Source organism: Paraburkholderia sp. GAS32 (assembly GCF_050434225.1).
Classification (GTDB): Bacteria; Pseudomonadota; Gammaproteobacteria; order Burkholderiales; family Burkholderiaceae; genus Paraburkholderia; species Paraburkholderia madseniana.
Genome location: NZ_JBNPVS010000029.1, coordinates 34360 through 59062 on the forward strand (window position 1 = coordinate 34360; position 24703 = coordinate 59062).

Annotated in this window: 22 protein-coding genes and 2 pseudogenes; 14 read left to right on the forward strand and 10 right to left on the reverse strand. The window is 62.3% G+C overall.

The features are described from left to right. Position 1 precedes the first annotated feature (1 nt). From P3T25_RS29785 to P3T25_RS29800, 4 genes are read right to left on the reverse strand one after another with little or no spacing between them, the layout of a single operon-like run. The gene (locus P3T25_RS29785) at positions 2–709 is read right to left on the reverse strand and encodes a heme-copper oxidase subunit III family protein (protein ID WP_429360466.1); all 708 of its coding nucleotides are present in this window, start codon (positions 707–709) and stop codon (positions 2–4) included. Beyond that, positions 706–1317, reverse strand: coding sequence for a cytochrome c oxidase subunit 3 (locus tag P3T25_RS29790; RefSeq protein ID WP_171926128.1), 612 nt, complete (start codon positions 1315–1317; stop codon positions 706–708). The genes P3T25_RS29785 and P3T25_RS29790 overlap by 4 nt, the downstream gene beginning before the upstream one ends. Next, entirely contained in the window at positions 1314–3074 is a 1761-nt protein-coding gene (gene ctaD, locus P3T25_RS29795) for a cytochrome c oxidase subunit I (RefSeq protein WP_154560878.1), read from the reverse strand. Before ctaD ends, P3T25_RS29790 begins: the two co-directional genes overlap by 4 nt. Before the next feature lie 13 nt (positions 3075–3087). Continuing rightward, positions 3088–4236 carry a c-type cytochrome gene (locus P3T25_RS29800; RefSeq protein WP_154560877.1) on the reverse strand — a complete coding sequence of 383 codons (1149 nt, stop codon included), beginning with the start codon at positions 4234–4236 and terminating at the stop codon, positions 3088–3090. A 303-nt stretch (positions 4237–4539) separates the two neighbouring features. Here P3T25_RS29800 and P3T25_RS29805 point away from each other — a divergent pair. Beyond that, positions 4540–4755: pseudogene (locus P3T25_RS29805) on the forward strand (DUF1269 domain-containing protein); the annotation flags it as partial. Between the two features lie 479 nt (positions 4756–5234). Here the strand turns inward: P3T25_RS29805 and P3T25_RS29810 are convergent. Further along, a complete protein-coding gene (locus tag P3T25_RS29810; RefSeq protein WP_429360469.1) occupies positions 5235–5612 on the reverse strand; it encodes a GtrA family protein in 378 nt (125 codons plus the stop codon). A gap of 7 nt (positions 5613–5619) precedes the next feature. Continuing rightward, the gene (locus tag P3T25_RS29815) at positions 5620–6318 is read right to left on the reverse strand and encodes a methyltransferase domain-containing protein (RefSeq protein WP_429360527.1); all 699 of its coding nucleotides are present in this window, start codon (positions 6316–6318) and stop codon (positions 5620–5622) included. On the opposite strand from P3T25_RS29815, the pseudogene P3T25_RS29820 reads away from it, so the two are divergent. The 12 genes and pseudogenes from P3T25_RS29820 to P3T25_RS29875 all read left to right on the forward strand — a co-directional run. Continuing rightward, positions 6284–7084 (forward strand): annotated as a pseudogene (locus tag P3T25_RS29820) (ATP-binding protein); the annotation flags it as partial. The gene P3T25_RS29815 and the pseudogene P3T25_RS29820 overlap by 35 nt on opposite strands. Positions 7085–7121: 37 nt before the next feature. Continuing rightward, the gene (cpaB, locus tag P3T25_RS29825) at positions 7122–7958 is read left to right on the forward strand and encodes a Flp pilus assembly protein CpaB (protein ID WP_266258389.1); all 837 of its coding nucleotides are present in this window, start codon (positions 7122–7124) and stop codon (positions 7956–7958) included. Positions 7959–8062: 104 nt separating this feature from the next. After that, positions 8063–9823 carry a type II and III secretion system protein family protein gene (locus P3T25_RS29830; RefSeq protein ID WP_429360471.1) on the forward strand — a complete coding sequence of 587 codons (1761 nt, stop codon included), beginning with the start codon at positions 8063–8065 and terminating at the stop codon, positions 9821–9823. Between the two features lie 161 nt (positions 9824–9984). Then, complete coding sequence (locus P3T25_RS29835; RefSeq protein ID WP_154560850.1) at positions 9985–10296, forward strand: hypothetical protein; 312 nt, start codon at positions 9985–9987, stop codon at positions 10294–10296. A 23-nt stretch (positions 10297–10319) separates the two neighbouring features. Continuing rightward, complete coding sequence (locus P3T25_RS29840) at positions 10320–11573, forward strand: pilus assembly protein TadG-related protein (protein ID WP_429360473.1); 1254 nt, start codon at positions 10320–10322, stop codon at positions 11571–11573. Between the two features lie 39 nt (positions 11574–11612). Continuing rightward, positions 11613–12122: a TadE/TadG family type IV pilus assembly protein gene (locus P3T25_RS29845; RefSeq protein WP_166618198.1), complete on the forward strand. Its 510-nt coding sequence runs from the start codon at positions 11613–11615 to the stop codon at positions 12120–12122. Next, on the forward strand, positions 12119–12583 hold the full coding sequence (locus P3T25_RS29850; RefSeq protein WP_171926123.1) for a TadE/TadG family type IV pilus assembly protein: 465 nt from the start codon (positions 12119–12121) through the stop codon (positions 12581–12583). Before P3T25_RS29845 ends, P3T25_RS29850 begins: the two co-directional genes overlap by 4 nt. 26 nt (positions 12584–12609) lie before the next feature. Continuing rightward, positions 12610–13821: an AAA family ATPase gene (locus P3T25_RS29855; protein ID WP_429360476.1), complete on the forward strand. Its 1212-nt coding sequence runs from the start codon at positions 12610–12612 to the stop codon at positions 13819–13821. Between the two features lie 19 nt (positions 13822–13840). Continuing rightward, a complete protein-coding gene (locus tag P3T25_RS29860) occupies positions 13841–15208 on the forward strand; it encodes a CpaF family protein (protein WP_429360478.1) in 1368 nt (455 codons plus the stop codon). A gap of 51 nt (positions 15209–15259) precedes the next feature. Then, positions 15260–16237 carry a type II secretion system F family protein gene (locus P3T25_RS29865; protein WP_171926122.1) on the forward strand — a complete coding sequence of 326 codons (978 nt, stop codon included), beginning with the start codon at positions 15260–15262 and terminating at the stop codon, positions 16235–16237. A 48-nt stretch (positions 16238–16285) separates the two neighbouring features. Further along, positions 16286–17248: a type II secretion system F family protein gene (locus tag P3T25_RS29870; protein WP_154560843.1), complete on the forward strand. Its 963-nt coding sequence runs from the start codon at positions 16286–16288 to the stop codon at positions 17246–17248. Positions 17249–17533: 285 nt separating this feature from the next. After that, a complete protein-coding gene (locus P3T25_RS29875) occupies positions 17534–19003 on the forward strand; it encodes a sigma-54 dependent transcriptional regulator (RefSeq protein ID WP_372342685.1) in 1470 nt (489 codons plus the stop codon). A 262-nt stretch (positions 19004–19265) separates the two neighbouring features. Here the strand turns inward: P3T25_RS29875 and P3T25_RS29880 are convergent, their stop codons facing one another. Beyond that, entirely contained in the window at positions 19266–20651 is a 1386-nt protein-coding gene (locus P3T25_RS29880; RefSeq protein WP_429360481.1) for an amino acid permease, read from the reverse strand. Between the two features lie 214 nt (positions 20652–20865). Here P3T25_RS29880 and P3T25_RS29885 point away from each other — a divergent pair, with 214 nt between their 5' ends. Further along, on the forward strand, positions 20866–21840 hold the full coding sequence (locus P3T25_RS29885; RefSeq protein ID WP_429360483.1) for an alpha/beta fold hydrolase: 975 nt from the start codon (positions 20866–20868) through the stop codon (positions 21838–21840). A gap of 32 nt (positions 21841–21872) precedes the next feature. Here the strand turns inward: P3T25_RS29885 and P3T25_RS29890 are convergent, their stop codons facing one another. From P3T25_RS29890 to gsiD, 3 genes are read right to left on the reverse strand one after another with little or no spacing between them, the layout of a single operon-like run. Next, the gene (locus tag P3T25_RS29890) at positions 21873–22706 is read right to left on the reverse strand and encodes a M55 family metallopeptidase (protein WP_429360485.1); all 834 of its coding nucleotides are present in this window, start codon (positions 22704–22706) and stop codon (positions 21873–21875) included. Positions 22707–22714: 8 nt separating this feature from the next. Then, entirely contained in the window at positions 22715–23800 is a 1086-nt protein-coding gene (locus tag P3T25_RS29895) for a P1 family peptidase (protein ID WP_429360487.1), read from the reverse strand. Next, positions 23797–24702, reverse strand: a complete 906-nt coding sequence (gsiD, locus tag P3T25_RS29900; protein WP_154560837.1) for a glutathione ABC transporter permease GsiD — start codon at positions 24700–24702, stop codon at positions 23797–23799. The genes P3T25_RS29895 and gsiD overlap by 4 nt, the downstream gene beginning before the upstream one ends. Position 24703: the final 1 nt, after the last annotated feature.

Below are 24703 nucleotides of genomic sequence, written 5' to 3' on the forward strand. Positions count from 1 at the left end.
CTCACCACAAATAGAACAGCGCAAAGATGAACACCCACACGAGGTCGACGAAGTGCCAGTACAAGCCGGCAATCTCGACGATCTGGAAGTTGCCGTGCTCGGTGAACGCCGGCTGCAGGATCTTGCGTGCGATCAGCAGCAGGTAGATCACGCCGCAGGTCACGTGAAAGCCGTGGAACCCGGTGATCATGAAGAAGCACGCGCCAAACTGCGCCGCGCCCATCGGGTTGCCCCAGGGGCGGATACCTTCATGGACGATCAGCTTGGTCCATTCGAAGGCCTGCATCGACACGAAGGTCGCGCCCAGCAGCGCGGTCGCCAGCAACAGTGCGGCGGCGCGCTTTGCGTTGCGGCGGTAGCCAAAGTTGACAGCCATCGCCATGGTGCCGCTGCTGGTGATCAGGGTGAACGTCATGATGGCGATCAGCAGCAAGGGCACATCCACGCCGCCCACAGTGAGCCCGAACACCTTGGAAGGGTCGGGCCACGGCACCGTGCTCGACATGCGCACCGTCATGTAGCCGATCAGGAAGCTGCTGAAGATGAAGGTGTCCGACAGCAGGAAGATCCACATCATCGCCTTGCCCCACGGCACCTTGAAGGCTTCGCGGTCGCCCGACCAGTCCGTGACGATGCCGCGCCAGCCGTCAGGCCCGGCGTCGGTGGGCGTGGTGGCAGCGGATTCGGTGGGGAGCGTGGGCGTGGTCATGGCGCGGCTCCATACAGCGGCCCGCAGATGGCTGCGACGAACTCAGGGGTGATCCACCACATCGCAGCCAGCAGCACGAGCCAGACAGCCAGCAGGAAATGCCAGTAGATAGCGCACAGCACGATGGCGCGCTGGGCCCGGAAGGGGTCTCCTCGCTGGAGACGCGCGATCGTCACCGCCCAGGCCACCAGCCCGCCCAGCACATGCAACCCGTGCAGGCCGGTGAGCAGGTAGAGGAAGCTATTGGAAGGATTGACGGTGACCGTCTGCCCGGCCGCCGACAGCATGCGCCAGGCGGTCAGTTGTCCGATCACGAAAACGGCCGCCAGCACACCGCCGGACACCAGCCACGCCGCGCGGTGCAAGGTCATCTGCCGGGCACGCTGCATGGCAATGCTTGCCAGCACCAGCGCGCCGGTGTTCCACCACAGTAGCAACGGATGCGGGATCGGCTGCCAGTCGGGCTCGCGCATGCGCATTGCATAGGCAAACAGCAGCAGTGAAAACAATGTCGTTGCCACCGCCATGAAGACGATCAGGCCGATGCGGCTCGCATTCGGCAAGACAGGTGGCGCGTCAGGAACGAAGGGGCGGGGCAGTGTGGTCATTCGCGTGCCTCACCGGGTTGAAGCGTCGGGTGGGCCGGTTCAGGCGCCGTCGCAGGCGCAGGCGGCTGGTTTTGCGGGACGAAGTCTTCCTCGTGCCCCGGCGGGCTGTATTCGTACGCCCAGCGGTAGACGACGGGCGGCGCGGCGCCCCAGTTGCCGTGCACTGGCGGCGTTTGCGGCGTCTGCCATTCCAGCGTGGTGGCCCGCCAGGGGTTGCTGTCGGCACGCTTGCCGCGCACCAGGCTCCACGCCAGGTTGTACAAGAACAGCAACTGCGCCGCCCCAACGATCAGCGCAACGACAGTGATGAAGGTGTTGAGCGTCTGCGCCGAAGACGGAATGAAGCTGTAGCCCTCATACGCGTAATACCGCCGCGGCATGCCCAGAATGCCGAGATAGTGCATCGGGAAGTAGATCGCATAGGTGCCGAGGAAGGTAACCCAGAAGTGCACGCGCCCGAGCGTGTCGTTGAGCATGCGGCCCGTCACCTTCGGATACCAGTGGTACATACCGCCAAACACCACAAGGATCGGCGACACGGCCATCACCATATGGAAGTGCGCCACCACGAAGTACGTGTTCGACAGCGGAATGTCCACGCTCACGTTGCCGAGGTAGAGCCCGGTCAGCCCACCCAGGACGAAGGTGCTGATGAAGCCGATGGCAAACAGCATGGGCACGGTCAGGTGGATATCGCCGCGCCACAGCGTCAGCACCCAGTTGTAGACCTTGAGGGCGGTCGGGATGGCGATGATGAGCGTGGTGGTGGCAAAGAAGAAGCCGAAGTACGGATTCATGCCGGCGATGAACATGTGGTGCGCCCAGACCACGAAGCTCAACGCACCGATGATGATGATGGCCCACACCATCATCTTGTGGCCAAAGAGGCTCTTGCGCGCGTGCGTGCTGATGAGGTCCGACACGATGCCAAAGGCCGGCAGCGCGACGATGTAGACCTCCGGATGCCCGAAGAACCAGAACAGGTGCTGGAACAGCAGCGGGCTGCCGCCGGCATGCTTGAGCGTCTGCCCCATCGACACCACGGCCGGTATGAAGAAGCTGGTGCCGAGTGTCTTGTCGAGCAGCATCATCACCGCCGACACGAACAGCGCCGGAAACGCCAGCAGCGCCATGATGGTCGCCACGAAGATGCCCCACACCGTGAGCGGCATGCGCATGAGCGTCATGCCGCGCGTGCGCGCCTGCAGCGTGGTGGTGACGTAATTCAAGCCGCCCATCGTTGTCGCGACGATGAAGATCGCCAGCGACACCAGCATCAACACGATGCCCCATTCCACGCCCGGCGTGCCCGGCAGGATGGCCTGGGGTGGATATAGCGTCCAGCCCGCGCCGGTCGGCCCGCCTGGCACGAAGAAGCTCGCCATCAGCACCAGCACGGCCAGCAGGTAGACCCAGTAGCTCAGCATGTTGAGAAACGGGAACACCATGTCGCGTGCGCCCAGCATCAGCGGGATCAGGTAGTTGCCGAAGCCGCCCAGAAACAGCGCCGTCAGCAGGTAGATCACCATGATCATCCCGTGCATGGTGACGAACTGGTAGTAGTGGTTGGCGTCGATGAAACTGAACTTGCCCGGAAAACCGAGCTGCAACCGCATCAGGTCCGACAACACAAGGCCGACCAGGCCGACGGCGATGGCCGTCAGCGAATACTGCACGGCGATGACCTTGTGGTCCTGGCTCCAGACATAGCGGGTCCAGAAGCTTTGCTGGGCGTGGTTGGTGTGCGCGTAGGGCATTGCGTCTGCTCCGCTAGGGTTTGGCTGCGCTGATGGCGGCCGGGCCGCCTTGCGATTCGATGTAGGTCACCAGCGCGGTCAGCTCCTGCTCGCTCAGGTCGAAGTTCGGCATGATGGGTGCGAAGCCCTTCACGACGCGGGCCTTCGGATCGCGGATGAAGGCGCGCAGATAGGCCTCGTCCACCTTCGCGGTGCTGCCGTCGGCCATCGTTTCGGTCTTGCCGTACAGGCCCTTCCATGTGGGGCCCACGCGCGGACTGCCGTCCACGGTATGGCAGGCGAAGCAGCCCTTGGCCTCTGCGAGCGTCTTGCCCTGATCAGCGAGCGCCTGGGCGCTGCCGCCTGCAGCGGCGGGTGCGGCCTGCACCTTGGCCTGCTGCCGCTGCGCGAACGTGCTCTGCTGCGCCAGCCAGCGCGAGAACGATGCTTCGTCTTCCACCACCACCACGCCGCGCATGTTGGAGTGCCCGATACCGCAAAGCTGCGCGCACAGGATGTCGTAACGCCCTGCCTTGGTCGGCGTGAACCAGAAGGTGGTCACCATGCCGGGCACTATGTTCATGCGCGCACGGAACGGCGGTACGTAGAAGTCGTGCAGCACGTCGCGCGACCGTGTCAGGACCTGGATCGGCCGGTTGAGCGGCAGGTGCACCTCGGGCGTCTCGATCAGGTAGTTGTCACGGCCGTTGGGGTCGCCGGGGTTCAGGCCGAAGGGGTTGTCGTTGCTGATGTAGCGCACGTCCGTCGTGCCCAGCTTGCCACCGGGGCCGGCAAAGCGGAAGCGCCATTGCCATTGCTGGGCGAGCACTTCCATCTGCAGCACGTTGCGCGGCGGCCGTACGAAGTCTGCGTAGACGAAGAGCCCCGGTGCCAGTAACGCTGCCACGCCGACAGTGGTCAGGCCGATCAGCCACCATTCCAGCCGCTTGTTGTGCGGCTCGTAAGCAGCGCGATGACCCCTGCGGTGGCGGTAGCGCACCAGTGCGATCACGATGAACAGGTTGATCGCGACGAAGAGCGCGCCGGTAATGACGAGCGTGATCGTCAGCATGTCGTCCATGCGCACCCAGTTCGAGGCGATCGGCGTGATCCACCAGGGACTGGCAAAGTGAAACCCCACCGCCAATACGATGATCAGGATCAGGGCAATCGCAAGCGACATAGGTCACCTCGCTGCGTGTCACTCGTTGGAGCCGCTAACAAAAAAGGCTCCTGGCGTCGTTGTGCCGCCTTGCCGTACTTCGTACTGCCTGCGCCGGCACTTCTGCCAGGACCGCTTCGCTGAGCGTTGTAAGCGGCCCTAAAACAAAGGTAGTCCTCTCCTCTGCATCGTGCAAGACAGCGCCAGGGGGAAGCGCGCCCCATATACGGATCGCGCGAATGGAGGAGTCACTTGCCGCGATGCAATACAAAACGGCCGCCTCCAGCATTGGTTGCCGAGGCAGCCGTTTCCCAAGGGCGCCGGGTGTTTAGGGTCTGTTCACGTGTGCGACGTGCGTACGACGACTTGCTGCCGGCGCGGATCACATCGCGACATATCCATGTCCTCGCGAATCACAGTGTCGCACTCGAACAGTTACCCGAGACATCCTTGCTGCAAAGCAGCGACGTCGTGCACTCGCTCGAACGCGGCGTGGCGCTCGGCGGTGCGACCGGCGCGCTTCTCGGCCTCGTCGCACTGGTTGTATTTAGACGAGGCCATCGGCGCCCCCTTTGGGTCGAATACGGCCCAATACGCGTCAAGCGGAGTCTCGACATGAGACATATGCAAAAGACAGAATGGCCAGCCAAAAGCACGTGAATGACCTAGTACCCACGCCCGGTGGTATTTTTGGTGGTATCCGTACCGGCAAAATTCCACGAACCCGCTCCAGCAAAGCGATAGCCGGAATTTTTCCATTCCGGCCCTGGCACCAAAAGTTGTTCCGGCATGAGCTGCGGTATTCTGAAAACCCCCGTAAAGTCAACGACTTGCGGGGCTTTTTCTCTCCTGGATGATCTGGCTCGACCCGTGTGCAACTGATGGTATCGGGTGGTATTAGCGCCTCCCGTTCGTCGGATCTGCGCGATAACGATAACTCGTTACATGCCATCGTCCCAGCCCGTTTAACGGCTTCCCGTTCTCCATGAAGAGCGCGGCGATACGCAGATGTCCACGTTCTATCGATATGTCCAGCGACGGTGTGTGACAAAAGTGAGTGGCGTTACCGCGCAAACAACCATCGCAATCCCTATCCATGGTCCGGCCCCCGTCATCTGCGCGAGGTAGGACACCAGTCCGGTCAAGGTCGCACCGGCAAGCGAAACAGTGATGAATCGCCAGACGTTCCGCACACGCAGCGACGACGAAAAACTCCAGAGCGTGTTCACAAGGTACGACCAGCAGGTCGCGCATGCGAACGCGGCCGTATTCGCGAGAAGCTGCGACATACCGACGTGCGATATCAACACGACGGCCACCCCGACATGCAGGGCAGTCGCCGACAGTCCGCAAACACCGAAGCGGATCAGTCTTGTCAACTCGGTGCTGTTTTTCATGCCGGTGTCACTTCGCTGTCAGCACAGCGAGCAGCGACACGCCGCATGGCAACGCGCCATGTGACACCCAGTGACGCTCGGCACTGAAGATCCGATAGAAGAGCATGTTCAGAGCACCGGTCGGCGTGGCATCGCCGCTCGACCGATCGTGCTTGAGCAGACGATCGATAAAACGCACGGCAATCGCCAGCGGAAGCAGCAGCGTGTTGAAGTAAGTCATGCGTTCGATCCGATACCCTGCCTCATCGGCGCACGCCGCGAGCGCCGTTCGACCGTACCGTCTGTGATGATGAAGATAAACGTCGTGCGCGCTCCACAGCCATTGGTACGCCGGCACTGTTACGACGATTTTCCCGCCGGGGGCCAGTACTTCCCGCATGCGCGCAAGCGAGCCAACGTCGTCGGCAATGTGCTCGAGGCAATCGAAAAAACAGATCAGGTCGAAGCGTTCGGAGTCGAAAGGCAGATCATCCGGGCAACGTCCTGCGCGAATATCGAAACGCTCTCCGGTGCTTTTTGCGGTCAGCATCCGCGCTGTCTCGTCCATCTCCATTCCGCTCACACTGCCGAACTCGGCCAGCATTTCCAGGTTGCAGAACGGCCCGCATGCCATGATCAACATGCCCCCGAGCGGCGCGATCCAGAGCGCGGCCAGCCATTCCCGTTCGCCGCGGCTCGGACTGCTGCTGCGCGGCAACGTGCCGATTCCCTATGCGCTCTACGTCGGCGGCGAAATCGTGCAGCTTTACGATCCACTCGTGCATCGCGACGCACCCGAGCAGAGCCAGACGCAGGCGAGCGACCGGCGCTGGCGCATGTGCCGCCGCCCGGTGGTGATCTCAGGCGGCGAGCTGACGCTCGAAGCGCTCGACCTGCGCCATGACGCCACGGCCGGCTTCTACCAGGCGCCACCGCACATGAAAGCAAACATGGGTCTGTATATCGTCGACGATCTTGGACGCCAACGCATCGCGCCTCACGATCTGCTCAACCGCTGGTTGATGCCGCTCGATCGGGGTGTCGATCAGTTCACGCTGCAATCCGGCTCGCGCTTCGTTGCGCCTTTCGACGTATGGCCGGTGTTCTCCACCAATCTCGCGCCAGCCCAATTCGACGACGCATTCCTGCGCCGGCTCGGCTCGAAGCTGTACGTCGGACCCTTATCGGTCGACGACTATCGCGCGGTCTTCAACGCGCGTTGTGCTGCACTCAAGCTCACTGCTACGCAAGCCTCATTCGATTACCTGCTCCACAACCTGCATCTCCCGACCGGCAAACCGTTCCTGGCCTGCTATCCAGGCGATCTGCTCAATCTGGTCTCCGCCACGGCGCACTACCGCGGCACGGCGCGCGAAGTGACGGGGGATGGACTGCGCGAAGCATGGCACAGCTATTTCGGCACCGCGATGGACCACGACAGTACTTACCCACCTACGGCCGACCGGCCGGGCCAACAGTTAGCCGCCGGTTGACCGGCAAGTGTCCAACGACCTACGCAGGAGTATCACCATGAAAAACAGTCGCGCTTTAGTCATGCTGGCCGTCGCCATGCTGGCCGGTCTGGCCGCCGTGGTCTTCGCTTCTCGATGGCTGATACAAACCTCGTCGAACGCGGTTACGCCTATTGCGGTCGCGGCGGGCGACGTCAGCCTCGGCGAGCCGCTCAACGCCAACCTGATCCGCACCGTCAACTGGCCGACAGGAAGTGTGCCGCCGGGTGCATTCACCGATCCGAAATCGCTCGAGGGCCGTGTGGTGCGTACGAGTCTCGGGCGCGGCGAGCCCGTGATCGAGGCGAAGCTCGCACCGATCGGCACCAAAGGCGGCCTCTCCGCCGTCATCGGCGAAGGCAGCCGCGCCATCACGGTCCGCGTCAACGACGTAGTCGGCGTAGCGGGCTTCGCGCTGCCGGGCAACTACGTCGACGTCATCGTGAACACTCAGGAACCGGGCAAGAGCGACGCTCAGCAAAGCATCTCGAAGATCGTGCTGGAAAAGATCCTGGTGCTCGCGGTGGCCCAGCAGGTCAATCGCGACGACACGGCGCCGAAGGTCGTCAACGCGGTCACGCTCGAAGTCACGCCTGACCAGGCGGAAAAACTCGACCTTGCGCGCAGCGTCGGCACGTTGTCGCTGGTGTTGCGCAACCAGGTTGATAAGGCGATGCAGCCGACCGGCGGCGCCACGAAGTTCACGCTGCTCGGCACACCTGCAGCGGTACCGGCCTCGGCACCTGCCGCTTTGCCCGCGCGTCCGGCGCGCGTGCACTACGCCGCACGACCAGCGGCGAAGCGAGATTGCGTGGGCGTGCTCTCGGGTGCGTTGGGCAGTGTCGAATGTTTCTAGGGCGGATGCGGCGGCATCTGCGAAGACGGGCCGCTGCAACTGGCACCACTAAGGCAAATAACGGAAGTCTCGATCGACCGATGTCGAGAAACGGGGGCAGGAAAATGAAAACGAAACTGAGGTTCTCAACCGGTGGTGCGATGCGTAACCGCTCGCTGAGCGGCGTCGTACTCGCCTCGGCGTTGTGCACCGGATTGCTTGTCGCACAAAACGGCTCAGCGCAGGAAGCGCTCGAGAGCCCAGTGCTCGCGAAGGCCCGGCCGAATGCGCCGTTGCCGGTGGGCCGCGCGCCAACGCCGATGATGGTCAGCATGGCACCAATGCCGGCTGGTGGGGCAGCCGGCGCATCCGTGCCAATGCGCGGCCCGAACTGCACTGGAGAGATCCACGAAGAAACCAGCGTCGTCGTGCCGGTCGGCAATCCGACGATCGTGCAAGCCACGCTGGTGTCGCCGCGCACGCTTTACCTCGTCGGCATGGCGGTCGGCACGACCAACATGATCGTTCAGGGACGCAGCGGCGGATGCCAGATTATCGATGTGATCGTCAACATCGACGCCAACGGCTTGCAGCAATCGCTCGGACAACTGTTGCCCGGCGAGCGTGGCATCCGCGTATCGACCGCTGCGGGCAACCTGGTGCTCGGGGGAAGCGTGTCGAGCTCGCCGGCTGCCCAGCAGGCGCTGGAGATCGCGAAGGCCTTTGCGAGCGCACAGCCCACCCAGCAATCGCAGAGCGGAACCGGTGTCCTCGGCAACGGGACTCCCGTGAATCAGCAGAGTTCGAGCACCAGCAAGCCGGCCGAAGTGATCAACATGATGACGGTCGACTCGCCGCAGCAGGTGATGCTCGAAGTCAAAGTCGCCGAGGTGTCGAAGACGCTCATCAACCAGATGGGCGCGGCGCTCAACATTCAGGGTGGCTTCGGCTCATGGAGCGGCGTGCTCGCGAGCAACCTGCTGGCCGGTGTAACGAGCCTCATCTCGGGCAGCAAGGCGAACAACCGCCCGTTAAGCTTCGCCATCGACGCGCAGAAGACGGACGACCTCGTCAAGATCCTCGCCGAACCGAACCTCGTCGCCATCAGCGGCCAGGAGGCTACTTTCCTCGCCGGTGGCAAGATCTTCATTCCAGTGCCGCAGAGCAGCAGCACGGGGGCGACGACCATCACCCTGCAGGAAGAGGAGTTCGGTGTCGGCCTGAAGTTCACGCCGACCGTGCTCGCCAACGGCCGCATCAGCCTGAAGGTCGCACCTGAAGTGTCCGAGCTGTCGCCAACCGGCATCACGCTCAGCGCGACTAACGTGAGCGGTGTGTCGATTCTGCCGCTCATCACGACGCGTCGTGCATCCACGATGGTCCAGATGAACGACGGCGAGTCGTTTGCGATCGGCGGCCTGATGAAGAGCAACGTGACCGGCGCGCTGAAAGCCATTCCCGGCATCGGCGAAGTGCCGGTGCTCGGAGCGCTGGCACGCAGCACGTCATTCCAGCAGGACCTCACGGAACTGGTGTTCATCATCACGCCGCATCTCGTCAAGCCGCTGCAGACCGCCGACCTGCCGCTGCCGACGGACAGCTTCTCGCAACCGAACGAAGCCGACGTCTACGCAACCGGCAACATGGAAGGCCGTCACCCGAAAATGCGTGCCGCGCCTGCCGGCACTGCCCCGGCTGCCTCGCCCATGCCAGCCCCGGCTTCGGTGAGCCCGGCGGCACCGCTGCCCTCGCCCGCACCGGCGCCGCAACCGCCCACCGGGCCCGTTGCGACGGCGTTGCCGCAGCCCGGCCCGCAGGCCGCGACGCCCAGCGCCGACCGGTCGCGCCCCATGCCGGATACGGCGCGTGCACGGCGGCGCCGCTAACGGACACGCCACGATCCGCGGACGCCGAACAGGCGGCCCGCGCCGCCCGTATCGAAAGCGCCGCGGCACGGATCGCCTCCCGCAAGGTTCCGCAAGAAGTCGCGAACGCGGACGCTTCCACCCACGCGATCGAACATTGATGTGATGCCAAGGGGAATCTCATGAAACAAGAACACTTTGCTTTCGCACGCTGGGCCGCGCTCATCGTGCCGGTCTGTGCAGCGCTCGGCGGTTGCATGTCGAGCACGCCGATCTGGGACGCGCATTTTGGCGAGGCGCTCAAAACCGTCACTCAGGCGCAGATCATCGATCCGCACGCGGCAGAACACGCTCAGGCGGCTCAGAGCATGGACGGCAAGTCCGCCGCTTCGGCGATGGACACCTACGACAGATCATTTCAACAACCCCCACCGTCGCCGAACGCGTTTGTCATCGGCATCGGAAGCGGGGGCGGCGGGGCCAGCGGTCAGTAAGAACAATATGCTCGGGGGGCGTCATGCGTAGCGTTAATCAGTCAGGCAGGTGTGGTGCGGCTCGTCGAGGCGAGCGCGGCGCAGTGTCCATCATCGTCGCGTTGTCGCTCGTGGCGCTGATCGGCTTCGTCGGCCTCGCGCTCGATCTCGGCAAGCTGTACGTGACCCGAAGCGAGTTGCAGAACAGCGCCGATGCCTGTGCGCTGGCCGCCGCACGCGATCTCACCGGTGCAACAGTCAATCTGTCTGTCTCCGAGGCGGCCGGCATCACTGCCGGCCACCTCAACTACGCGCTGTTCCAGAGCGGCGCCGTGCAGATGACAACAGACAGCAGCGTGCTGTTCAGCGATTCGCTGAGCAACCCGTTCCTGCCGAAGAGTTCCGTCGCCACCCCGGTGAACATCAAGTACGCAAAATGCACAACGTCCAAGGCGAACATTGCAAACTGGTTCATCCAGGTGCTTGGCGCGTTCAGCGGCACGAGCGTAGCCAATGCAACCGTTTCCGCTACGGCCGTTGCAACCGTCGGTGCCGCGCAAACCACCTGTGCGATTCCGGCGTTCATCTGCAAGGCCGGAACGGAGACTACGCCGCCGACCGCAGGCGAGACGTATACGGTCGGGCAGTGGATCGCGTCGAAAACCGGCGCCTCTCCAGCATACGGACCAGGCAACTTCGGCTGGGCCGCCCTCGACGGCAGCAACAGTGCCAATTCGATCAAGAATGAATTGACTGGAAATTTTTGTTCCTTGCCCGCCACCGGCGCGAACATCGGCTCGACAGGCAACATGGTCGCCGACTCAGGCGCCTGGAATACACGCTTTGGTATCTACGGCACCTCGTTCAAGGGACCTGCCGACGGCCAGCCCGATTTCACCGGATACGCTTACACCGCAACAACGTGGACCGCGCAGAGCAACGCATATAGCGACTTCGTCAACGAGCGCAAAACGTTTCAGCCCTATCAGGGCGACAAGGTCACCGGCTCCAACACCAAAGGCACGTACAGCGCCAGCAACTACCCGCTCGGCGCCGACCGGCGTCTCGCACTCGCCCCCGAACTGGATTGCGGCGTGCTGGCGAGCAGCCACCAGGCTCCGGTCATTTCCTGGGATTGCGTGCTGATGCTCGACCCGATGGACTCCGGCGGGACGGCCGGCCCGGTCCATCTGGAGTACCGCGGTTCGTCGTCGGCGCCGGGAAGCCCGTGTGCAACGCAGGGTGTGCCTGGTTCCGGCAGTTCGGTCGGGCGGCAAGTACCAGTATTGCTGCAATAGGGGACTGTCATGAACAAACGCTCTACCCGTCCAGCACGCATGCGCGGTGTCGCCGCGGTGGAATTCGCCATCGTGCTGATTCCGCTCGTGATGCTCGTCGCCGGCGTGGCCGAATTTGGCCACGCAATTTACCAGTACGAAGCGCTCACGAAAGCCACGCGCGATGCCGCGCGCTATCTGTCCACCTACCTGCCGAGCGATAGCGCCTACCCGCTCGCGCAGGCCCAGTGTCTCGCCGTCTATGGCAGTACGACCTGCGCGGCGCCGGGCAGCGGTACGGAGCTCGTAACCGGTTTGACGACCTCGATGGTGATCGTGTGCGACAGCGCGCACACGACCAGTTGCGCCGATGCCTCCGACCCGGCGCAGTTCACCAACGTCCCGACCTATGACAACAACAACGGAACCGGGCCTTCGAACGCAGCCGGCAGCATCAATCTTGTCGAAGTCAAGATCAAGGGGTATCCGTACTCTCCGATCCTGAACTACTTCAATCTGTCTACGCTGAAGTTCGGCAACATCGTCACCGTGATGAGGCAAGTGTCATGAACCCGAGCCCCGTTTCCCGGCCACTTCGGCTACGCGCACAACGCGGTGCTGCCGCCGTGGAGTTCGCGCTGGTCGCAGGCATCTTGTGCACCTTGCTGATCGGCGTTTGCGAACTGAGCCGTGCGCTTTTTTACTGGAACACCGCGAGTGAAGCGGTGCGCCTCGGCGCACGTACCGCCACGGTCTGCGATGCCGATGCCACGGTGATCAAAAGCAGGATCACAAACCTGCTGCCGTTGCTCGCCACGTCCAACGTGAGCGTTACGTACACACCCTCTGGTTGCGACTCCGACGCCGCCACTGCACGCAGCACGTGCACGTTAGTCACCGTCAGCGTGACCAACGTCAGCGTGAAAACCATGATTCCGTTCGTGCCCCTCACGCTCAAGATGCCACCGCTCACCACCACCCTGCCGCGCGAAAGTCTCGCGACGTCGACAGGCGGCACCGTCTGTCAATAACACAACATATCCAGGCAGCCACGACCATGATCAACATTCTCATCACTTCGGAAAACGCCGCACGGTTGTCCCAGATCGTGAGTCTGATCGGCGAATGCGGCAACTATCGCACCACCCGCGTGGCCGGCAGACCGTCGTCGCTAGTAGAGCGCGGCGATAGCCTCGACGCCTTCGACGTGCTGATCGTCGACGCTTCGTCGCTCGAAACCGCCGAGCTTCCGGTTGTCGGCAAACTGTGCCAACGGCGCCCGCAGGTCACATCGATCCTGCTGATGCCCGATGCGTCGCCACAGACGCTGATCGAAGCCATGCGCGCCGGCTTTCGCGACGTGCTCGGCTGGCCGCTCAACAAGGCTTCGCTCGGTGAAGCGCTGTCGCGCATCGAGAGCCAGTTGGTGCAAAAAAATGGCGCGCACGAAACGCAGATCGTTTCGTTCCTGTCCTGCAAGGGCGGAGCGGGAACCAGCTTCATCGCCAGCAACGTGGCTCATGCGATCTCGGATAGCCAGCAAAAACGTGTGCTGCTGATCGACCTCAGTCAGCTCTTCGGGGACGCAGCCTTTCTCGTCACCGACGAAAAACCACCCTCGACCTTGCCGCAGATGTGTGCGCAGGTAGAGCGGATGGACGCAGCCTTCTTCGACGCGTGCCTCGTGCACGCGAGCGACACGTTCCACATACTCGCCGGCGCCGGCGACCCTATCAAAGCGTCGGAGATCAAGGAGGAAAGGCTCGAATGGATTCTAGGCGTCGCCGTTCCGCGTTACGACGTGGTGATTTTCGATCTCGGCCAGTCCATCAATCCGCTCTCCATCCTGGCGCTCGATCGCAGCAACCAGATCCATCTCGTCTTGCAGGCGAGCATGCCGCATGTACGCGCAGGCCGGCGTCTGCAGGAGATTCTGGCGTCGCTCGCTTATCCGGCTGACCGTACCCGGCTGCTTCTGAACCGGTACACGCGCCATGGGGAACGCGCACGGGCCGCGCTGGAGGAAGTTCTCGGCATGCGGCCCTATCAGGTCATCCCGGAAGACACCGAGACCGTGTCGGAATCCGTGAATCACGGCGTGCCGATCACGAAGATGAGCCGCAATAACACCGTGTCGCGCAGTCTGCTTGCACTCGCAAACAACATCGTCAGCCTGTCGGCGGGACCCGAGGGGGTGCGCGTGAAGGGCGAGCCGCTGCTCACCCGCTTCTTCGGACGCAGCCCGGCACCGAAGCTCAAGGCTATGTAATACACCCCAGGAGACCATCATGTCGCTGCGTGAACAGATTTCCGCTCAACGCGTGCAGCCGTTCGGCGAACGCGAAAACGCACAGTACTCGCCGAACCAAATGGCGCGGAGTGCTTACCAGAAACTGAAACGGGAAATACATCAGTGCGTGCTCGAGCGAGTCGAACTGGAACGTCTGGCGCGAATGCCTTCCGAGCAGATCCGTCACGAAATCGGCGGGCTCATTACGCGCATTCTCGAAGAAGAGAAAGCGCCGGCCAACGATCTCGAACGCCGGCAGCTGGTGATCGACGTCCATGACGAGATGTTCGGGTTCGGTCCTCTGGAAAGCCTGCTGCGCGATCCGACGATATCCGACATTCTGGTCAACACATACAAGCACACCTACGTCGAACGCAAAGGCCGGCTCGAACTGACCGACGTGACGTTCTACGATGACGCGCACCTCATGAAGGTGATCGAGAAGATCGTGTCGCGCGTCGGACGGCGGATCGATGAATCGAGCCCGATGGTCGACGCCCGTCTTCCAGATGGCTCACGGGTCAATGCAATCATTCCGCCATCCGCGGTCGACGGACCGCTGCTCTCGATCCGGCGCTTCGCGGTCAATCCGCTGCAAGTCTCCGACCTGGTCCAGTTGCAGAGCCTCACGCCGCCGATGGCGGAAGTACTCGAAGCGCTGGCGCGCGCGAAGGTGAACATCCTGGTGTCGGGAGGGACCGGCAGCGGCAAGACGACGCTGCTCAATGTCCTGTCCGGCTTCATACCGGACGATGAGCGCATTGTGACGATCGAAGACGCGGCGGAACTGCAAATGCGGCAGCAGCACGTGCTGCGACTCGAAACGCGGCCGCCCAACATCGAAGGGCGCGGCGAGATCACGCAGCGCACGCTGGTGCGCAATGCCCTGCGGATGCGGCCTGATCGCATCATCCTCGGTGAGGTGCGCGGCGCCGAGGCGCTCGACATGCTCAACGCGATGAACACCGGTCACGAAGGATCGCTCGCCACCATCCACGCGAATACCCCGCGCGATGCACTGACTCGCCTCGAAAACATGATCAACCTCGGGGGCCTGTCGCTGCCGACGAAAACCATGCGCCAGCAAGTTTCATCGGCCATCTCGGTCGTGATCCAGGCTGCCCGGCTGACTGACGGCAAACGCAAGATCGTTAGCATTCAGGAGATCACCGGCATGGAGGACGACATCATCAACATGCAGGAAATCTTCACGTTCAAGCGAACCGGCATGGACGAGAACGGCAACGTGCGCGGGCGGTTTTGCGCGACCGGCGTGCGGCCCAAATTCGCCGAGCGCTTGCAGGCGTTCGGCATTGCATTGCCTGACGCTATCTACGATCCCGGACGGCATTTCGAAACCACGTGATCCGGCTGACCCGATCCGCTCATTGACTCTCTGCGGTCTCAGGAGACACGCATGACCCCGATCTTTTATGCATTCGCCATCCTGCTGTTCCTCGCTGTCGTGCTCGCGCTCGAGGGCGGTTACCAGTGGTGGAACAATCGTCACGGCCCTGCCGCCCGCCGGATCGAATCGCGTATCCGCGCACTATCCGCCGGCGGCCAGGTTCATAAGGAACGCTTGACGATCCTGAAGCAGCGCATGTTGAGTGAGTCGGCACTGCTCGACAAGCTGCTGATGCAACTGCCTCGCATCCAGACGCTCGACTTGTGGATCCAGCAATCCGGGCTCAAGTGGTCGATTGCGCGGTTGATCGGTACGACTTTCGTTCTGCCTGCCACCGTGCTCGCTCTCGCCACGCTCACGCCCGTACCGACGACGATCGCCGCGCTCGGCGCCTTGTCCGCATCAGTGCTGCCGTTCCTCCATGTGAGCCGGCGGCGTAGCAAGCGGCTGCGCCAACTTGAACGCCAGTTGCCTGACGTCGCCGACATGATTAGCCGCGCGCTACGCGCAGGACATGCGTTCTCTAGCGCAATCGGCATGGTCGGCACCGAATTCGCCGAGCCGATGGGGGGTGAATTCCGCATCACCTTCGACGAAATCAACTACGGCGTCTCACTGAACGAGGCCTTGATGAATCTCGCGACGCGCGTGCCGATCCGCGATCTGCGTTACTTCGTGATCGCCGTCCTCATTCAGCGGGAGACGGGCGGCAATCTCGCGGAGATACTGGACAGCATTGCAACGCTGATCCGCGAACGTATGAAGCTGTTCGACAAGATCCGCGTGCTGTCTGCCGAGGGCAAGTTGTCGGCGTGGATACTTGGCCTGCTGCCCTTTGTCACCGCGGGGTTCATGATGGTCCTTAACCCCACGTTCCTCGAAGTGCTGTGGCAGGACCCGGCCGGCCTCAAGGTCGTCGAGACAGTGGTGTTCTCCATGTTATGCGGCGTGCTGTGGATGCGGCGCATCGTGAAAATTCGCGTCTGATTGCACTTTTCGCACACGCGCCGCAGATCAGGAAATTAAGGAGCTGTCATGCAAACGCTCGACTCAATGCATATGCTGTTGCTGGTCGGCCTTTTCGCCGTGGTGTTCGGCGCGGTATTCGCCGCAATGCTGCTATTCTCGCCGCGCGATATGCGTCGGCGTATCGAACAGGCAGGCGGGACCACCCTCCCCATGTCCGACCCCGGCACCATGCCGTCAGGCTCGGCATGGCTCGAAAAGCTCGCCGAGATTTCGCAGCCGATTTCGAAACTGTCGATCCCGACTGAGGGCTGGGAAAACTCGGCACTACGCGTGCAAATGATGAATGCGGGTTGGCGCACGCAGGGGGCCGCCGCACTCTATTTCGCCGCGAAAACGCTGCTCGCGCTCGCGCTGCCGCTGATTGCACTTACGTGGCTGGCCAATACCTCGCTCGCGACGCAGCAGTACGTGTTGCTGTCCCTGCTCGCCCTGCTCGGCGCGATCGGCTACTACCTGCCGAATTTCGTGCTGACGCGCCGCATTGCATGGCGCAAGCGGGCAATTTTCGAAGATTTTCCCGACGCGCTCGACCTGCTAACAGTGTGCGTCGAAGCGGGCCTCAGCCTCGACGCGGCGTTGATGAAAGTGGCGGGAGAAATCGAACTGCGCAGCCCGGTGGTCGCCAGCGAACTCCAACTGATGCTGCTCGAAATGCGCTCCGGGTTTGCCAAGGAGAAGGCGTTACGCAATCTTGCTTTGCGCACCGGTGTCGAGGATGTCGATTCCTTTTGCGCAATGCTGGTTCAGGCCGAACGTTTCGGCACCAGCATCGGCGCCTCGTTGCGCGTGCTTTCGGACACGCTGCGCTCACGCCGCCGGACGCGCGCCGAAGAACAGGCATCGAAAATCGCGCTGAAACTACTATTTCCGCTCATTTTCTGCATCTTTCCTGCCCTTCTCACCGTCCTGCTGGGGCCGGCGTTTATCCACATCTACCGGGTTCTCCTCCCCACTTTGAGTGGCGGCTAGCAGGTGGTCGAGCGAGTTGCACTGCCAGGGAAACACGAGACGGCACTGCGCGCGTCGGTCATCGGCGACGCGTTTCGAATCTTATTTCCTCGGTATAAGTGCGCATTTGTCCACCGGCGAGTCGGGACGTTATCCCTGTATAGAAGTTTTGCGTACCGCGCTGTAGCCGCAGCATCAAGATTCTTTGTTTGCGGCGTCCGCAGCGAGTAGCATCGAAGCGACGGACGTCGTTGCGCTGCCGATTTTCAGGCGGGCAATGAAATAAGAAAGACGGCAAGGGGGAATATCATGCCAAAATCACCTGACCAATTCCAAACGAGTGCCTGCGTGACGGCCGACTCAACGCAGTCCACGCCCTCGCCCCAGTCGGACACCCTGCGGCGTGTGATCTGCGTTGCTCGCGCACCTAACAACGCGCTCCTCGCGGAGATGCGCTCAGCCGGCTGGGAAGTCGTCGTGGCGAAAACCGCCGCCGGCGCCGAGGCTGCGACGAAAAAATCAGGCGTCGCCGCCGGTCTCATCGATTTCGACGGTTTCACGCCGCGCGACTTTCCTACCCTCAAGGCATGTCTGAGCCAGACTGCGATCGGCTGGGTGGCAATCGCTGCTGAAGGCCAAACGGCAAGCAAGGCGGTTCGCGAACTGATTCGCAATTTTTGTTTCGACTACGTCACGCTGCCGCTGCCTCCCGAGTGGATTTCGCATGCGCTCGGGCACGCGCGAGGCATGGCGGCATTGGATTACGTCGATACGGCCGCCGATACCCTGCTCACGGATGACAGTACGATGGTGGGCACCTGCGAAGCCATGCAGCAGCTTTACAGCACCATCCGCAAGTTCGCCAATACGAACGCCAGCGTGTTCATCTCCGGCCAATCAGGTACCGGAAAAGAACTCACCGCCCTCGCGATTCACAGATGCTCGCCGCGCCGCAAAGCGCCTTTCGTTGCGATCAATTGCGGCGCGATTCCGCATCATCTTTTGCAGTCTGAACTGTTCGGCTATGAGCGTGGCGCGTTCACAGGCGCGGACGGGCGCAGGATTGGCCGCATCGAGTCGGCGAACGGGGGCACCCTGTTTCTCGATGAAATCGGCGACATGCCGTTCGAAGCCCAGGCGGGCCTGCTGCGCTTTCTGCAGGAAGGCAAAATTGAACGGCTCGGTGGCAACGAATCGATTCCCGTCGACATACGCATCATCTCAGCGACCCACGTCGACCTCGAAGCCGCGATACTCGCTGGCCGCTTCCGCACCGACCTGTTCCATCGCCTGTGCGTGCTGCGCATCAACGAACCGCCGCTGAGCGCACGCGGCAAGGACATCGAAATCCTCGCGCACTACGTCCTGCAGAAGTACAAGACCGATAGCACCCACAAGATTCACGGCTTCACGCCATCGGCCATCGACGCCATGTGCAGCTACCACTGGCCGGGGAACGTGCGCGAGTTGATCAATCGCGTGCGCCATGCGCTGGTCATGGCCGAAGGCAGGCTGCTGACACCCCGTGATCTCGACCTCGAATCGCAGCCGGCCGGAGAAAGGATGACGCTCGACCGTATACGCGAACAAGCCGAGCGCAGTGCGATCGAAACCGCTTTGCTAAGCCACGATCACCGGCCGGGAGAAACGGCGACGGCCCTCGGAATTTCGCGCGCCACGCTATATCGGCGAATGGTCGCGTACGGAATATACGTCGCGGAAGATACGGCTTTGGACGATACGGATGAGGAACTGAATGGGGATGTATCCACCTGATTTGCGACTTTCCGATCTCGTCAAAATAGTCACCCGGGTTGTCGTACGGCGGTTGCGCAATAGCGAGTGACGATAAATGTGGCTGGTACTCGACCTCTTGATCCGCACACATGCCATGCCATGTCATTTCCGCGATCTGTCGACGCGGCTGATCAGCTTAGGCAATAATTGCCCAAGCAATATGTGACGCTCCGCCGGATATTGAAGCGCTTCTCGACATTGGGCGGTCCGACGCCAACGGCGCCGGCGCCCAATATCTGCCTTACCGCCCTGCCACCTGCGCGCCGCCATGCATTGATGCACGCCGGCGCTTGAACACGTAGCCGAGCCACATCACGACCAGCCACGCGGGCACGAGCCATACCGAAACCGACAGGCCCGGCGTCATGGCCAGAATCACGAGAATCAGCGCCATGAAAGCGAGGCAGATCCAGTTACTGACCGGGAACCAGAACGACTTGAACACGAGCGTCTCGCCCGCCGCCACCATCGCCTTGCGTGACTTCAGATGCGTCAGGCTGATCAGCGCCCAGTTCAGCACCAGCGCGGCCACCACCAGCGACATCAGCAGGCCGAGCGCTTCGGCCGGAATCAGATAGTTGACGATCACGCAGGTGAACGTGGCGAGCGCCGACAAACCAATCGCCATATAGGGCACGCCGCGCCGGTCGACCTTCATCAGCGCACGCGGCGCATTGCCCTGTTCCGCGAGACCGTAGAGCATGCGGCTATTCGCATACACGCCGCTGTTGTACACCGACAGCGCCGCGGTCAGCACCACCACGTTGAGGATGTTCGCGGTCAGCGTCGAGCCGATCTGCGAGAAGATCATCACGAACGGGCTGCCACCGGCCGCGACCTGATTCCACGGATACAACGAAAGCAGCACCGCCAGCGAGCAGATGTAGAAAATCAGAATCCGGTAGATCACCTGATTCACGGCTTTCGGAATGCTCTTTTGCGGATCGGCCGCTTCAGCGGCCGTAATGCCGATCAGCTCAAGCCCGCCGAACGAAAACATGATGACCGCGAGCATCATGAACAGGCCATGAAAACCGTGCGGGAAAAAGCCGCCGTCGGCCCAGAGATTGGTGATCGACGCTTGCGGACCGCCATGGCCGCTGATCAGCAGATAGCCGCCGAACAGGATCATGCCGATCACCGCCACCACCTTGATGATCGCAAACCAGAATTCGGTTTCGCCGTACGCTTTGACGTTGGCGAGATTGATCGCGTTGATGACGGCGAAGCACACCAGCGCCGATACCCACGTGGGCACGCCCGGCCACCAGTAATGCACGTAGGTGCCGACCGCGGTCAGCTCGGCCATGCTCACGAGCACGTACAGCACCCAGTAGTTCCAGCCGGACAGAAAACCGGGAAAATCACCCCAATACTTGTACGCGAAGTGGCTGAACGAACCGGCAACCGGTTCCTGCGCGACCATTTCGCCGAGCTGGCGCATGATCATGAAGGCGATGATGCCGCCGATCGCGTAGCCGAGAATCATCGACGGACCGGCGGCCTTCAACACGCTGGCGGAGCCGAGAAACAGGCCCGTGCCGATCGCCCCGCCCAGCGCGATCAACTGGATGTGACGATTCTTAAGCCCGCGCTTCAGGCCATCTTGCTGCTGTGCACTATTCAAAATTGCGCCCCAGTGTATGGATATCGATCGCCCGATCAGACTTATGGTCTGCCCGGGCAGAACCTGAAATTTTACCGCGGCCGATATTCCCTAAATACTGGGAGCAACCCGTGCTTGGTTCTGCGCCGCACTTAACGGCGAGGATAGTGATTGTCACTGGCGTGGGGCTTCTGTATGTTGCCCTAGTCGAGGTTTCTGCCTTCGGAGATTCAATATGTTGCCCAAACGTCTGCTTTGCGCCGCTGCTTTGTGTCTCTGCTTCGCTGCGGCGAGTGCCCTCGCGCAAACCGCGGCGCCCACGGCAGAACCCGCCGCCGAACCGGCCGACATGCCTGGCATGGAGTCGAGCGCACCGGAAGCACCGGAGCCGCCACCGCCGCCCGCCGCACCGGCCGTAGTACCCGCGACGCCTGCCGCCACCGCCCCCACGCCCTCAGCACCCGCTGCGCCAACGGCGAGTGCCGCCAAACCTCGCGCAGCGCCGATGACCGGCCCCGTACGCAACGTCGTGCTGGTTCATGGCGCGTTCGTCGACGGGTCGAGCTGGAACGGTGTGGTCGCGAAATTGCAGCAGAAGGGTTATCACGTGAGTTCGGTGCAGAATCCGCTCACGTCGCTCGCCGACGATGTCGCCGCCACCCGTCGTGTTCTCGCGCGCCAGAATGGTCCGACCATCCTCGTAGGACATTCGTGGGGCGGTGTCGTAATCACCGAGGCGGGCGCGAACGCGCCGAACGTCGCCGGTCTCGTCTATGTGGCGGCGATCGCACCGGACCTGCACGAATCTACGATGGACCTGATGAAGCGCGCGGCGCCGGCGCCGGCGGGTCAAGCCATCACCGCGGATTCCACAGGCTTTCTTTGGCTCGACCGCAGCAAATATCACGCCGACTTCGCCGCCGACGTGCCCGAGAATCTGACGCGCGTGCTCTCCGCCGCGCAACAGCCAATCTCGGCCAGGGCCTTCAGCGAAACGGTCAGTCAGGTCGCGTGGCGCGAAAAGCCTTCGTGGTACATCGTGACGACGAGAGACCGTGCGATATCGCCCGAAGTCGAACAGTTCATGGCCAACCGGATGGGCGCGAAGATCGTGCCGATCTCATCGAGCCATCTCGTGCCGGTGTCGCATGCGGGCGCGGTTGCGGATGTGATCGATCGCGCAGCGCGGGAGTTGAGCCGGCAGCAGTAGGCTGTCGCCGGTCACGCCCTCGGTCACACTGCTCAGCGCAGCATGAACGACATCGCCGACAGACAGTTCAGCATGCGCACCACATGTTCCGCCGACTCCGCGCCAAAGCGCAACGTGACAGCGTCGATACGCGTGAGCGTCGGCCATTGGCAGAACAGATCGGCAAGCGCGCTGGTTTGCACACGCAACTCGCATTCGACGGGCTTCGCGGCAGCGCGCGTGGCTTGCGGCGCATGCCCGTTGTCGATGTAGTGCCGCACCACTTCGCGCGCGGCAGTTTCGATCGCGTCGCGAGCGCTTGCCGGTGTTTGCGTGACGCCGCTCGCGTGCCCCGTCGCGCTCTTGGTGACCACGAAACGCGCGCCGGGAAAACGCGGCGCGGTTTCCTCGGCGAATACATCGTCGCCGGATAAAAGCGCTACCTGTGCGCCATATTCTTCCGCCAGCGCGCCGTACAATCCCGCCTCGCCGACTTCGACGCCGTTTAGCGAAACACGCGCGAACGCAGAGCTGTTGATCGTGTGCGCGAGAATGCCGTGCGTTTGCGACCTCGCGTGGTAGCCGATCATGAACACCAGCGCCGCGCCGTATTCAAGGCCGGCCATCATGCCAAGCGTGCGCGGTTTGCCGAGCACGATCTGTGCACGCCCATCGAGCAGATCGGGCAGCAGGTTGCGAAAGCCGCCATGCGAATCGTTGACCCACACGTGCGTCGCGCCGCCCGCGAATGCACCTTCGATTGCAGCGTTGGCTTCGAGCGTCATCCAGCGGCGCGCGGCTTCGTATTCACCGTTGCCCGCGCGCGTTTGTTCAGGATGGAACACACCGGCCACGCCTTCGATGTCGACGGAAATCAGGACTTTCATCAGGAAGATTACTTGAGAAGTTGAGCGAGGTCGGATACGGCGTCGTGCAGCGACAGGCGACGATGTCCGTCGCGGCCCGTCACCGACGTGGCGCTCCATAGTGCATCCATGATCGCTTGCTCGACGCTGTCCGCGCAGGCACGGAATAGCGGATCGAGGCGTGCGTCGGCGAGCACGGGTGGCAAGGCGACAAAGTCGGATTCGTGCGGCACGGTGTAGGCCGTTGAAAACGCCAACGCGATGTCGCCGCTGCCGTGGCCGTACACCGAACCGGTTCGTGCGAGACCGGCCGCGGCGCGCAATGACAGACGCTTGAGTTGACGCGCGTCGAGCGGCGCGTCGGTGGCGACGATCATGATGATCGAGCCTTGTTCGGGTTTTGAGGAGGTTGCTGAGGCCGTGGAGGTGGCTGATGCGGCCGCGCGTTCGGCGAGCACGCGACCGAGCGGCGCGCCGTCGATCGTCAACATCGGCAGGCGACCAAAGTTCGCCAGCACCAGCGCGCCGACCGTATAAGTCTGCCCTGCTACGTCAACAACACGCGACGCATTGCCGATCCCACCTTTCAGATCGAAGCAGGACATACCTCGGCCTGCGCCGACCGAACCGCTTGCAACGTCGACGCTTGCCGCCTCATACGCGTCGTTGTAATGCCGTTCGCTTACCGCCAAAGCCTGAATATCGTTCAGGTATCCATCATTACATTCGAACACCAGCGGATTGACCGTCGACCATTCGCGTCCGATTTTCGGATTGGCTTGAATAGCCGCGCGAATCTGCGCTTGTGCGACAGCAGCAACGCCAAAGGTATTGGTCAACGCAATGGGGCTCTCCAACACGCCGAGCTCCTCAACCTGCACGAGCCCGATGCTTTTCCCAAACCCGTTGATCACAGAAGCCGCAGCAGGCACCTTGCTCACAAAAGGATCGCCACGATGCGGACGAATCACGGTCACGCCGGTTTGCACAGCGCCTTCATCCAGCGTGCAATGTCCGACCGTCACGCCTCCTACATCGGCAATCGTTCCACGTGGGCCGCTCGGTAACACGCCGATATGCGGTGCGCTTTCACCTGCCGTTTCAGTCAAACTCATGGCCGGTCGAGCTTCGGATCGAGTGCATCGCGCAAACCGTCGCCGAGCAGATTGAATGCCAGCACGGTGAGGAAAATCGCCAGACTCGGAAACAGCGCGATATGCGGCGCGGTGACCATATCCGCACGCGCTTCGTTGAGCATCGCGCCCCACTCCGGCATCGGCGGTTGCGCGCCGAGTCCGAGAAACGACAGGCTCGCCGCCGTGATGATCGACGTACCGATCCGCATCGTGAAGTACACCACGATCGACGAAATCGTCCCCGGCAGAATATGCCGCACGATGATGGTCCAGTCCGATGCGCCGATACTGCGCGCCGCTTCGATATAGGTGAGTTGTTTGAGCATCAGCGTATTGCCGCGCACGAGCCGCGCAAACGCTGGGATGCTGAAAATCGCCACCGCGCAGATCACATTGATCATGCCGTTGCCGAGGATTGCGACCACACCGATCGCCAGCAGAATGCCGGGAAAGGCAAACAGCACATCGGCAACGCGCATCGTGATGCGGTCCCACCAGCCTTCGTAGTAACCGGCCAGCAAACCGAAGAACGTACCGATCACCGCGCCGATCGCCACCGACAGAAAACCGGCCTCGAGCGAAATACGCGAACCGGCCAGAATGCGGCTGAAAATATCGCGGCCCAGCGAATCGACGCCGAACCAGTGCGCGGCCGAAGGGCCCGCGTTCAACGCGTCGTAGTCGAAGAAATTCTCCGGATCGTACGGCACGATATGCGGCGCGAGAATCGCAACCGCAACCAGCAGCAGCACGAAAATGCCGGCGCCGAGCGCCACATGCTGCTTACGGAATTTGCGCCAGAATTCACTCCACGGTGTGCGGATCGCGTTTTCTACGAGGGCGGACTTGGCCGCATTCGCCTCGGTGACTGAGATGCTCATG